This is a genomic window from Streptomyces iranensis (assembly GCF_017874715.1).
GTDB lineage: Bacteria > Actinomycetota > Actinomycetes > Streptomycetales > Streptomycetaceae > Streptomyces > Streptomyces iranensis.
In genome coordinates, this window is sequence record NZ_JAGGLR010000002.1 from 448295 (window position 1) to 460001 (window position 11707).

Here is an 11707-nt window from a genome sequence, read left to right on the forward strand (position 1 = left end):
AGTGATGCCGTGAAGCCTCACCTGAAGCCCCTGGTGAAGCAGCTTCTCAACGCCCGGAGGGTCAGCCTGCCCAGCGCGGCCCCGGCCGACAGCCTGCGGACTCCTTCCCTCCCTTACCCGAACGGGTGGTTCTGCCTGGCCTTCACCGACGAGGTGCGGCCCGGCTCCGTCACCACCCGTCCGCTCGCGGGCACGGAGGTCGTCCTCTACCGGACGGCCAAGGGCGTGCTGCGGGCCGTCCGGCCCCGGTGCCCGCATCTGGGAGCGCATCTCGGGGTCGGCGGATCGATCGAGGGCGAGGACATCGTCTGCCCCTTCCACCGGTTCGCGTTCGACCCGGACGGCACCTGCGTACGCACGGGTTACGACAGACCACCGCCGAAGGCGTCGCTGGCGCGGTACCCGGTGTGCGAGGCCAACGGCTCGATCTATGTGTGGCGGCACGCCCTCGGCCTGCCCCCGCAGTGGGAGGTCCCGGTCTTCCCCATGGACGACCGGCAGCCGTACAGCCACGACACCTTCGACATCGCCGGTCACCCGCAGGACGTCATCGAGAACGCCTTCGACTGGGGTCATCTGCCGACGTTGCACGGTCTCAAAGGCCTCGACATCGAGGGCGGTCCGGTGGCCGGGGAGCCGACCAGCACCGTCACCGCGACCGCCCGCGGCACCATGATGCGCGGGTTCCGCCAGTCCTACACGCTGACGGTGATCGGACTGGCCACCATCGCGGCACGCACGGTCCTGCCTGGGGGCGCGGGCACCCTCCATGTGATGCTCCACGCGACCCCTACCAGCCCGGGACGCATCCAGCTCCGGTTCGGTACGAAGCTGGAGCTGAACGGCATCCCCGGCGTGCCCGGGACGCTGGGGCGCGCGGCAGCCATGCCCGTCGCCCGGCTGCTCAGCGCTGTCCTCCAGCGGGTGGCGAGGGTCGACACCGGCGCGGATCTGCTGATGTGGCACCACCAGGAGCATGTCGAGCACCCGAAGCTCGCCAAGGGCGACGGTCCGATCGGCCGGTACCGGCAGTGGGCGCAGCAGTTCTACACGGAACCCACGGGCGGTCTCATGCCACCGCGACCTCCCCGGGCCGGCGCGAGCCGCTCGGAGGAGTGACCACCGGAGAGAGGCGACATGGCAGCGGAGAACGGTACACCCGGCGCCGGGCGACGACTGGCGGTGCTCGGAGCGGGGGTGATGGGCTCGGGCATCGCCGCGCTGGCGGTCGGGCACGGGATCGCGGTGTCACTGATCGACCCGGACCGGCGGCGACTGGCCGAGGCCCCGGCCAGGATCGACCACCAGGTACGGATGGCGCGGCTGATGGGAGCGCTGCCCGAGGAGGCCGTCCCCGGCGCTCTCGACACCGGCCCGTCGCCCGCCGACCTGCCGGCGGCCGGCGGCCTGGCCCCCACCGCGGTGATCGAGGCGGTCACCGAGGACGCCGACGCCAAGGCGAAGGCCCTCGCGGACGTGTCCGCGCTGGTCGCGCCGGGCACCCCGATCATCTCCAACACGTCGTCGATTCCCATCGACGAGCTGGCCCTGGCGACGGCACGGCCGGTCGATCTGATCGGCACCCACTTCATGAATCCGCCCTATCTGATCCGGACGGTCGAGGTCATCCGCGGCACTCACACCGGCGAGGCGACCCTGGACGCGCTGCGGGCACTGCTCGCCGCGCTGCGCCGGGAGCCGATCGTGGTCGAGGACGCACCGGGTTTCGTCACCAGCCGGATCCTGCACCCCATGATCAACGATGCGGTCCGGGTGGTGGCGGCGGGTACCGCGAGCGCCGAATCGGTCGACCGGCTCATGCGGGGATGCCTGGGTCATCCGACGGGCCCGCTGCGCACCGCCGACCTCATCGGTCTTGACAACCTGGTCGACTCGCTGTGGGTGCTGCACAGCCGGACCGGTGACGAAGGGTGCCGCCCCTGCGATCTGCTGCTGGAGCTGGTGCGGGCCGGCCACCTCGGCCGCAAGAGCGGGCGCGGCTTCTACGAGTACGAGGGAGAACAGGCATGACCACGTCATCCGACCAGCCGGTGCCGGAATCCAGCGCCGTCCAGACCGAAATGCTGGGCTTCCTGGCGAAGCGTACGGGGACGACCTGGGCGACCGACGCGGACGTCTTCGGCTCCGGTGGGCTGTCCTCGCTCTTCGCCATGGAGCTGGTGGTGCATCTGGAGAAGTCGTACGGCATCGCCATCCGCGGCGCCGACCTGCGGATGGAGAACTTCCGCACCGTGCGGCGGATGGCCGCGCTGGTCGAACGGCTCCGGCAGCCCGCCCCCGGCGGCTCCGGTGCGTGAACCCGTCGCCGCGGCGGCGTCGGCGGTCACCGAACTGGTCGGCGACCGGGCGTCCGGCTGGGACCGGGCGGGCCGGCTGCCCGAGGATCTGGTGCGGAAGCTGGGCGCCGCCGGGCAGCTCGCCGCCCAGATCCCGACGAGCTACGGCGGACCGGGGTGGAGCAGCGCGGACAACGGCGAGTTCACCGCCCATGTCGGCAGTCTGTGCGGCTCGCTGCGGAGCGTCATGACCTCGCAGGGCATGGCCGCGTGGACCGTGGAACGGCTCGGTGACCCGGCGCAGGCGGCGGAGCTGCTGCCGCGGCTCGCCTCGGGCGGGACGGCGGCCGTGGCCTTCAGCGAACCCCAGGCGGGCAGCGACCTGTCGGCCATCGAGACCACCGTCACCGTCGACGGGGACACCCTGCTGCTCAGTGGCCACAAGAAGTGGGTGACCGCCGCCGACTACGCCGATCTCATCCTGGTCGTCGCCCGGATGGATGAGGGAGGTGCCGTGGTGGTCGTGGACCGGACCGCCCCCGGGGTGCGGGTGCGGCGGGTGGCCGATCCGCTGGGCTGCCGGGCGGCCGGGCATGCGGAAGTCCTCCTGGACGACGTGCGGTTGCCGCTCACCAGGCTGCTGGGCGGCGGCCGGCAGCCGCTGTCCCTGCTCGTGACGACCGCCCTGGCCTACGGCCGGATCTCCGTCGCCTGGGGCTGTGTCGGGATCCTGCGGGCCTGCGTGGCGGCGGCCGTCGAGCACGCCGGATCCCGGCACCAGTTCGGCCGGCCGCTGGGGCGGCACCAGCTCGTCGCCCGGCATCTGGCCGACCTGTGGACCGCCGAGCAGGTCTCCACCCGGGCCTGCGAGCATGCCAGCCGCTGCTGGGACGACAACGACGCCGGTCTGGTCCCCGCCATCGTGCTGGCGAAGTACGTCAGTGCCGCGCACGCGGCCAAGGGCGCGGCCGCCGCGGTCCAAGTGCTCGCGTCGGCCGGGGCGCAGGACGGTCACGTCGTCGCGCGGGCGTACCGGGACGCCAAGCTCATGGAAATCATCGAGGGCAGCAACGAGGTGTGCCAGCTGATCCTGGCAGACCACGCGCTTCACGCCGTCACAGGGAGCCGAACATGAGCGACACCAGCGCCGTGGTCCCGCCCACCACCGTGAAGTGCCTGGTCTGGGATCTCGACAACACGCTCTGGCACGGCACGTTGCTGGAGGACGAGAACGTCGTGCTGTCCGAGGCGATCCGGAAGGTCATCGTCGGCCTGGACGCACGGGGCATTCTCCAGTCGGTGTCCAGCCGCAACGACCACGACCTCGCCTGGGCACAGCTGGAGGCGCTCCGCGTCGCCGACTACTTCGTCGTGCCGGAGATCGGCTGGGGTCGCAAGTCGGACGCCGTACGCCGGATCGCCGAGCGGTTGAACTTCGCTCCCGGCACCATCGCCTTCATCGACGACCAACCGGCCGAGCGGGCCGAGGTCGCCTACCATCTGCCGGAGGTGCGCTGCTACCCGGCGGAGGACGCCGCGACGCTGCTCGGCCTGCCCGAGTTCAGCCCGAGGTCGGTGACCGTCGACTCGCGTCAGCGCCGGAAGATGTACCAGGCCGGCTTCCGGCGCACGGCCGAGCAGGCGCGGTTCACCGGCTCGCACGAGGACTTCCTCCGCTCGCTGGACATGGTGATGCGCATCGAACGGGCCACGGAGGACGAGCTGTCGCGGGTCGAGGAACTGACCCTGCGCACCAGCCAGATGAACGCGACCGGGGTGCACTACCCGGACGGGGCGCTGCGCGCACTCCTCGCCCACCCCGGCCATGAGGTGCTGGTCACGACGCTCACCGACCGCTTCGGCTCGCACGGTGCCGTGGGTGTGCTGCTGCTGGGGAAGCACAGGGAGGCATGGCACCTCATGCTGCTCGCCACCTCGTGCCGGGTGGTGGCGTTCGGCGCCGGGACGATGATCCTCAACTGGCTGGCCGACCAGGCCGGCCGGGCCGGTGTCCATCTGCTGGCGGACTTCCGCCCCACCGACCGCAACCGGATGATGGAGATCGCCTATCGGTTCGCCGGTTTCGACGAGCGGCCCTGCGGCTGCCGGGGTCCGGTCTCCGGGGGTTCCGGCGAGGACGTCCAGCTGCTGCACCTCGTCCCCGGGCGGCGAGCCGCCCCCACGATGGCCCGGCTCATCGCTCCGGACCTCACCGACCGCCGGGCACCGGTCACCTCCGGCGGACCAGAGTGATGCCGTCGGCCATCGGGAGCATGCTCACGTCCACCCGCTCGTCGTCCCGGATCATCGCGTTGACCTCACGAACACCGGCGGTGTCCGCGTCGTCGGCGAGGGGGTCGATGACCCGGCCGGAGAAGAGCGTGTTGTCCACCACCACCAGCCCGCCCGGCCGCACCAGCCGCAACGCCAGCTCGTAGTACCGCGGATAATTCGCCTTGTCGGCGTCGATGAAAATGAGACCGAAACCGCCGGAACAACCGTCGGCGAGCATCTTCTCGAGAGTTTCGGTCGCCGGACCGATACGAACCTCGATCCGCTCGGAAATTCCCGCCCGCCGCCAATAATCGGCACCGATCTCCGACCACCGATCAGTTATGTCGCAGGTGACCAGCCTCCCGTGGCGCGGCAGAGCGCGAGCCATGCACAGGGTGCTGTAGCCGGTAAAGGTGCCGATCTCCAACACGTCCGTGACACCGGTCGCCGCGACCAGAAACGCGAGGAACTGCCCCTCTTCGGCCATGACCTGCATCGCTTCCCCACCGGGCAGCTCAGCAGTCAGCCGGCGCAGATCGCGCAGAATCTCATCTTCCCTGAGCGAGAAGTCCCTCATATATGCGAGAAGTTCCGACCCGGCCGCAATTTGATTCGCCATGCCGAAAATGGTAGATGAGATTTCACCGGGACTCAATAACGCATTGTCGCGCCATTGAAGTTGAACACGTGGTCGTGGTCGTGGTCGTCCCGGTGGTCGTGGCCCGGGTGACGTCGCGCCAGGGCATGGGTGCGTGCGCTCACTTCGTCCGTGGACACGACGCACATACCGATGAGCACGTCCTCCAGGGTGGCCAGCCAGAGCTGGTAGTAGTGAAATGGCTCGTCCGGTGTCATAGCGGTCTCCCGGGCCGCGATCCGGGCGATCAGCGCGGCCTGGAATCGCGGCCAGGTGAAAGCGCCCGCCTCGTACAGGCTGACGGCCATGGCGAAGGCGCGGCCCTCCCAGGGCTCGGCGAACACCAACTCGCCGTTGGAGCGCGGCGGTGCGGCCGGGCCCTCGATGTCCAGCGGCACGGTCATGGCGCCACCACCTTGGCCACGCCGACCATCGCGTCCCGGGTCACCAGCGGCACGAGTTGCTCCTCGGACAGGTGCTCGGTGCCGGCCGGACGCTCGGGCAGTACGAACCAGCGCACCTCACTGGTGGAGTCGTGGACGGTGATCCGCACGTCGTCGTCGAGTTCGAGTCCCATCTCGGACAGCACCGTGCGGGGCTCCTTCACCACCCGTGCGCGGTAGGCAGGGTCCTTGTACCAGCTCGGCGGCAGGCCGAGCACCGGCCACGGATAGCACGAGCACAGGGTGCACACCACCACGTTGTGGGTGGTCGCGGTGTTCTCCACCACGACGATGTGCTCGCCCTGCGGCCCTGAGAAGCCGAGCTCCTCGATGGCCGCCGTGCCATCGTCGAGCAGCCGCCGCCGGTACTCCGGGTCGGTCCAGGCCCTGGCGACGACCTTGGCGCCGTTGAGCGGGCCCACGTTGGTCTCGTAGGTGGTGATCACCCCGTCCAGCACCTTCGGGTCGATCAGGCCCCGTTCGGTGAGCAGTTGCTCGAGTGCCTCGGTACGCAGGGCCGCGGGAAGGGTCCCGCCCGCCCCGCCGTCGGTGGTGGTCATGAGGTGGTCTCCAGGTAGCTCTCGAACAGCTCGACGGTGAGCGCGAAGGGTTCGGCGTCGGCGCCCCACAGCTCGCGTGAGGCGAATCGCACCGAGTAGACGTGCTGTGGATGCTCGCCCTGGAAGTGGGCGTTGGTGTCCGGCAGCACGAAGGCGGGCTGCACGATCTCGACGATCCCGGTGTGTCCCCGTACATAGCCCGGCAGCCGGGTGTGTCCGGGCACCGGCGTGGCCCTGGCCCGTACACGCTCGCCGACGGCGAAGGCGGGGGCGGTGGCAACGGGGCGCAGCGAGCCCTCGGCGGTCGCCGCGTAGTCGGGTACCGCGGGCTCGGGGATCGGCGGCTCCGCCACGCGTTCGCCCCGTAGGTTGCGGGCTCGGGCGTCGATGGCACCCGGCGCCAGGATGGCGCTGTCGGTGAGCATCAGCTCCGCGCCGTTGAGCCATCGCCCGTAGTAGCCGTCGTTCAGGTAGGCGGCTCGGTCCAGCCGCTCGAGCGCGTGCCGGAAGGCGTCCAGGTTGACGCCGCCGTACGCGATGCGGCCGGAGAGAGTCGCCAGCGCGAATGCCCGGCTCTGCCAGGGCTCCTCGAAGACCGGCTCATCGCGCCTCGGCGGCTGAACGGGACCCCATCCCGGGGTACCGCCCATATCGGCAATCCCCTCCACGGCACCACTCCCCAGACATGGACATAATGGACTAGATGCCCCGAATCGTATACGGCAGGTGTCATCCGTGCCGCGTTCCGTACTCTGGCGACATGCGCATGCGCCCCACTTTGAGCTGGACCCCTGCCGAGGACCCGCCGCCGGGCAGCACGGATCTGGCACCGGTCGCCGACGCGCTGAGCACCGGCGGTGTGCTGGTGCTCAGCGGGGCGGGCATCTCCACGGAGTCGGGCATCCCCGACTACCGGGGCGTGGGCGGGAGCCTGAGCCGACACACCCCGATGACCTACCAGGACTTCACAGCCGACGGCCGGGCCCGGCGCCGGTACTGGGCTCGCAGCCACCTCGGCTGGCGCACCTTCGGCCGCGCCCGTCCCAACGCCGGGCACCGGGCCGTGGCCGCGTTCGCGCGGCACGGCCTGCTCTCGGGCGTGATCACCCAGAACGTCGACGGCCTGCACCAGGCGGCCGGCAGCGAGGGCGTCGTGGAACTCCACGGAAGCCTGGACCGGGTCGTCTGCCTCTCCTGCGGCACCTTCAGCCCGCGCCGCGAACTCGCCCGGCGGCTGGAGGAGGCCAATGTGGGCTTCGAGCCGGTGGCCGCCGGAATCAACCCGGACGGCGACGCCGACCTCACCGACGAACAGGTCGGGGACTTCCGCGTGATGCCCTGTACGGTCTGCGGCGGCATCCTCAAACCGGACGTGGTGTTCTTCGGCGAAGCCGTTCCGCCGAAGCGGGTCGAGCACTGCCGCGAGCTGGTCCATGAGGCGGCCTCGCTGCTGGTCCTGGGCTCCTCGCTGACGGTGATGTCCGGGCTCCGGTTCGTCCGCCAGGCGGCCCGGACCGAAAAGCCGGTACTGATCGTCAACCTGGACCCGACCCGGGGCGACCGGCACGCCGTCACCCGGGTCGCGCTCCCGCTGGGAACGGCCCTCGCCGCCGTGGCCGGCCGACTGGGCATCCCCGGTCACTAGCCGGATCCGTGGTCCGTCCTCGCGGCCGCGGTTATTGTGACCGGCATGGGGAGCCATGAAATCTCCGGGGGATGCTTCGGCGCGGCGGTGCAGGCGGGCAACCTGGAAAACCTCACGATCACATCGTCCTGCGCGAATCCGCCCCCTTGCCCGGAAGACCCGAGGGACTGGCCACTCGCCGGTGAGTGGGAGGCGTTGGTGGCGGGCACACACCCGTCCCGCCCGGGTACCGGCGGCGGGGACGGTGATGTGCCGCCGTACATCGCACGCGACGCCGACGAGCCAATCCGCCGGCGCGTCGCCGAAGCCGAGCGGGACGGCGGCATGGTCCTCGTGGTGGGCGACTCCACGGCCGGGAAGACCCGGGCGGCGTTCGAGGCGGTACGGGCGGTGTTGCCGGCGTACCGCGTATGCGCGCCGTCGGCCGACAACGATCTGACCGGTGTGCCGCTGTCCATCGAGCGCGGCGGTTCGCCATGCGTGGTGTGGCTGGACGACCTGGAACGGTATCTGCGGCCCGGCGGGATGCAAATCGACGTGCTGGCCGCGCTGACACGGCTGAAGGTGCCGGTCGTCGCGACGATGCGGCTCAAGCCGTTCGAATCGTTCAGTGCCGCACGCGACCACGGATCCGGGGCCCAACTCCTGCGGGCAGCCGGGGTCATCGATCTGGACCGGCTCTGGAGCGAGGGGGAGCTTTCCCGCGCCGAGCGCTGTGACGACCCTCGTATTCTCGACGCGCTCACCCACCACGGCACGTACGGAGTCGCCGAATATCTGGCGGCGGGACCCTCCCTGTTGCGGGAATGGCGCCGGGCCGGACCCGGGAACGGCCACGCCCGCGGGACGGCATTGGTGAGAGCGGCCGTCGACCTCACCCGCTGCGGTCTGCGCGGCCCCTATCCCAGGGCCTTACTGGAGGACGCGCACCAGTGGTACCTGCCCGCCGAGGGGTCGATATCGCGGCTCGAACCGTTGGACACGGCATTCGACTGGGCCTCGAAGGTGCGCCATGGAGTGACCAGCCTCCTCCTTCCGGCGGGCACGGAGAAATGGCTGGCCTTCGACTATCTGGTCGACCACGCGGATACGAAGATTCCGGACCAGGTCTGGGAAGTCGCGCTGGCCCATACGGATGCCGACGCCGATCGATGGGTCATCGCCAGGAACGCCCAGGATGTCGCACCCCATGCCGCCGAAAAGGCCTGGCGGCCCCTGGCGGACGCGGGAAATCCGTACGCCGCGAACGACCTCGCGCTCCTGCTGGGTGAGCTCGGCCGGGTCCAGGAAGCCGAATCGCTGTACCGTCAGGCGCTCGGCAAAGGCCATCTCGATGCCGCGAACAACCTCGCCGTTCTCTTGGAGAAGGAGGGCCGCATCGACGAGGCCGAGGCCCTGTATCGCAGTGCGCTCGGGAGTGGCGATCCCTACGCCGCGCTGAATCTCGGCGCTCTGCTGGAAAGGGCGGAGCGTCTGGCGGAGGCCGCCGCACTGTACCGTCGGGCGTTGAACAACGGCTCGAAGCACGCGGCGCACGCGTTGGCCACGCTCGCGCAGAAGATGGGCAGCCTGGACGAAGCCGTGTCCCTCTACCGCGTCGCCATCGATCTGGGCGACCCCTACGCGGCTGAAGACCTCGCCGAACTGCTCATCTTCCTCGGCCGGCCGCGCGAAGCCGAAGAGTGCCGCGCGGGACGTGCCACGAGCGACTGAGCACCCCGCTCACAGGGAACCGGTCAGGAATTGGAGAGCGAGGCTGGTCGCCGAGACCACCGCCCACAGGCAGGCACCGAGGACGAGCGGCCGGGGGCCGGTGCGGCGCAGCGCCGCGAGGTCGGTGGACAGGCCCGTCGCGGAGAGCGCGACGGTGATGAGGAAGACCGAGAGCTCGCCGAGTCCGTGGTGGGCGGCGGCCGGGATGAAACCCAGGCTGTTCGCCGTGGCCATCAGCAGGAAACCGATCAGGAACACGGGCACCAGCTCGACCACCCGAGGCCGGGGACGGGCCGTGGCCTCCGCCGCTTCACGGTCGCGGCGTCTCACCAGCCAGGCCAGCCCCAAGCAGATGGGGATGATCATGAGGCTGCGGGTGAGCTTGACGACGACCGCGTAGTCCGCCGCGGTCCGGCCATAGCTGGTGGCGGCGGCGACCACTGAGGACGTGTCGTTGACCGCCGTCCCCGCGAAGAGGCCGAAGCTGTGCTGACTCATCCCCAGGAGGTGGCCGAGCAGCGGGAAGGTGAGCACGGCGGCGACGTTGAACAGGAAGATGGTGGAGACCGCGTAGGCCACCTCGGCCCCGGCCGCGCCGATGACAGGAGCGGTCGCCGCGATCGCCGACGCGCCGCAGACCCCTGTGCCCACGCCGATCAGCGTGCGCAGGTCCCCGACGATGCCGAGCCACCGGCCGATGCCGTAAGCGGCGGCCAGACAGACCACCAACGAGCCGGTCATCACCGGAATCGAGCCGGCGCCCACCTGGACCATCTGGGCCAGCGACAGTTGCGAGCCCAGGACGACGACCGAAACCCGCAGGACCCACGTGCTCGCGAAGCCGATGCCGGGACCCCACCGTGCTCCTGGCCGCTTCAGGGCGGCCAGCAGCACACCGAGGACGATCCCGGCCACCGGGCCGCCGACGAGCGGGAACATCCTCCCCACCGCCGTGCCCGCCACCGCGAGAGCCAGGACGAGGGCCAGACCGGGTACGAGAGAGGCCACGGCGGGCCGGGACGACCGCGCCGGTTCGGCCGCCGGCCGCGGGTGGACCGGATAGTCCAGATCTTCGCTCATGGCCTCGACTTCGCTCATGGCCTCGACTCTGATGCGCTCCGGACCACGGTTGTAGCCCCGAGATCGTGAGGAGGTCATAGCCAAGAGGCATGACTGCCGACCGGGCCCGGCCCATACCCTGGAGCCATGAGCCAGTTGCCGGATCCGGAATCACTGCGGCTGCTCGTCCTGGTCGGAGACGTCGGGAGCCTGAGCGGTGCGGCGGCGCAGCTCGGTCTTACGCAGCCGTCGGCGAGCAAGCGGCTGTCCGCGCTGGAGCGCAGGCTGGGCCTGGTGCTGGTGGACCGGACGCGGCGGGGATCGCAGCTCACCGACGCGGGCCGGGCCGTGGCGGGCTGGGCGCAGCGGGTCCTGCAGGAGCTGGAGGGGCTGCTGACCGGCACGGAGGCGCTGCGTACGAAGCGGGACGCCGAGCTGAGGGTGGCGGCCAGCATGACGGTGGCCGAGTGTCTGGTACCGGGCTGGATCGGCGAGCTGCGCCGCACTCGGCCCGAGTTGTACGTCGGCCTTCAGGTGACCAACAGCGAACACGTTCCGGAGCTGCTGCGCAGCGGAGCGGTGGACCTGGGGTTCGTCGAGTCACCGCGGGCCCCGGCGGGGCTGTCCGCCCGGCAGGTCGCCCACGACCGGCTGCTCGTGGTGGTCGCCCCGGGGCACCCCTGGACGCGCCGCCGCCGCCCGCTGAGCGTCGCCGAGCTGGTGGCCGCGCCGCTGGTGCTGCGCGAACGCGGATCGGGCACCCGGGAGACCCTGGACCAGGCTCTGCGCAAGGTCGGCATGGGCGAACCGCTGCCCCTGCTGGAGCTGGGATCGGCGACCGCCGTGCGCAATGCCGTGATCGCCGGAACCGGCCCCGCAGTGATCAGTGAGCTCGCGGTGGGAGCCGATCTCACCGATGGCCGCCTTGTGTCGGTGGAGGTCGAGGGCCTCGAACTACGCCGTGCCCTGCGAGCAGTCTGGGCTTCGGGGCGCGCCCCCGTCGGCCCCGCGGCGGAACTTCTGGCCGTGACGAGACGCCGCGGAAAGAAGGCATGAGGCGCTGCGGGGCCGACGCGACA

Annotated in this window: 13 protein-coding genes; 8 read left to right on the forward strand and 5 right to left on the reverse strand. The window is 70.7% G+C overall.

The features are described 5' to 3' along the window. The first annotated feature begins 9 nt into the window (after positions 1 to 9). The 5 genes from J2Z30_RS05610 to J2Z30_RS05630 are packed head-to-tail and all read left to right on the forward strand — an operon-like array spanning position 10 to position 4550. Positions 10 to 1119, forward strand: a complete 1110-nt coding sequence (locus J2Z30_RS05610) for a Rieske 2Fe-2S domain-containing protein (RefSeq protein WP_052701701.1) — start codon at positions 10 to 12, stop codon at positions 1117 to 1119. A gap of 18 nt (positions 1120 to 1137) precedes the next feature. Then, positions 1138 to 2031 carry a 3-hydroxyacyl-CoA dehydrogenase family protein gene (locus tag J2Z30_RS05615; RefSeq protein ID WP_044578458.1) on the forward strand — a complete coding sequence of 298 codons (894 nt, stop codon included), beginning with the start codon at positions 1138 to 1140 and terminating at the stop codon, positions 2029 to 2031. After that, on the forward strand, positions 2028 to 2318 hold the full coding sequence (locus J2Z30_RS05620) for an acyl carrier protein (protein WP_044578456.1): 291 nt from the start codon (positions 2028 to 2030) through the stop codon (positions 2316 to 2318). Before J2Z30_RS05615 ends, J2Z30_RS05620 begins: the two co-directional genes overlap by 4 nt. After that, on the forward strand, positions 2311 to 3432 hold the full coding sequence (locus J2Z30_RS05625; protein ID WP_044578454.1) for an acyl-CoA dehydrogenase family protein: 1122 nt from the start codon (positions 2311 to 2313) through the stop codon (positions 3430 to 3432). The genes J2Z30_RS05620 and J2Z30_RS05625 overlap by 8 nt, the downstream gene beginning before the upstream one ends. Beyond that, entirely contained in the window at positions 3429 to 4550 is a 1122-nt protein-coding gene (locus tag J2Z30_RS05630) for an HAD-IIIC family phosphatase (protein ID WP_209468567.1), read from the forward strand. The genes J2Z30_RS05625 and J2Z30_RS05630 overlap by 4 nt, the downstream gene beginning before the upstream one ends. Here the strand turns inward: J2Z30_RS05630 and J2Z30_RS05635 are convergent. The 4 genes from J2Z30_RS05635 to nthB are packed head-to-tail and all read right to left on the reverse strand — an operon-like array spanning position 4528 to position 6879. Beyond that, the gene (locus tag J2Z30_RS05635; RefSeq protein ID WP_044578452.1) at positions 4528 to 5190 is read right to left on the reverse strand and encodes an O-methyltransferase; all 663 of its coding nucleotides are present in this window, start codon (positions 5188 to 5190) and stop codon (positions 4528 to 4530) included. The two genes, J2Z30_RS05630 and J2Z30_RS05635, sit on opposite strands and share 23 nt — an antisense overlap. Positions 5191 to 5222: 32 nt before the next feature. Further along, positions 5223 to 5612 carry a nitrile hydratase accessory protein gene (locus J2Z30_RS05640; RefSeq protein ID WP_044578451.1) on the reverse strand — a complete coding sequence of 130 codons (390 nt, stop codon included), beginning with the start codon at positions 5610 to 5612 and terminating at the stop codon, positions 5223 to 5225. Continuing rightward, positions 5609 to 6211: a nitrile hydratase subunit alpha gene (nthA, locus tag J2Z30_RS05645; RefSeq protein WP_044578448.1), complete on the reverse strand. Its 603-nt coding sequence runs from the start codon at positions 6209 to 6211 to the stop codon at positions 5609 to 5611. The genes J2Z30_RS05640 and nthA overlap by 4 nt, the downstream gene beginning before the upstream one ends. Then, positions 6208 to 6879 (reverse strand): nitrile hydratase subunit beta, encoded by a 672-nt coding sequence (nthB, locus tag J2Z30_RS05650; RefSeq protein WP_044578444.1) that lies wholly within the window; start codon positions 6877 to 6879, stop codon positions 6208 to 6210. The genes nthA and nthB overlap by 4 nt, the downstream gene beginning before the upstream one ends. Positions 6880 to 6971: 92 nt before the next feature. Here nthB and J2Z30_RS05655 point away from each other — a divergent pair, with 92 nt between their 5' ends. Together J2Z30_RS05655 and J2Z30_RS05660 are read left to right on the forward strand one after the other, a co-directional pair. Beyond that, entirely contained in the window at positions 6972 to 7856 is an 885-nt protein-coding gene (locus J2Z30_RS05655) for an NAD-dependent protein deacetylase (RefSeq protein WP_044578440.1), read from the forward strand. 45 nt (positions 7857 to 7901) lie between these two features. Then, complete coding sequence (locus tag J2Z30_RS05660; protein WP_245387682.1) at positions 7902 to 9569, forward strand: tetratricopeptide repeat protein; 1668 nt, start codon at positions 7902 to 7904, stop codon at positions 9567 to 9569. 9 nt (positions 9570 to 9578) lie between these two features. Here J2Z30_RS05660 and J2Z30_RS05665 read toward each other — a convergent pair whose 3' ends face one another. Next, positions 9579 to 10667, reverse strand: a complete 1089-nt coding sequence (locus J2Z30_RS05665) for a YeiH family protein (protein ID WP_245387594.1) — start codon at positions 10665 to 10667, stop codon at positions 9579 to 9581. A gap of 108 nt (positions 10668 to 10775) precedes the next feature. On the opposite strand from J2Z30_RS05665, the gene J2Z30_RS05670 reads away from it, so the two are divergent. Beyond that, positions 10776 to 11684: a LysR family transcriptional regulator gene (locus J2Z30_RS05670; RefSeq protein WP_044578437.1), complete on the forward strand. Its 909-nt coding sequence runs from the start codon at positions 10776 to 10778 to the stop codon at positions 11682 to 11684. Positions 11685 to 11707: the final 23 nt, after the last annotated feature.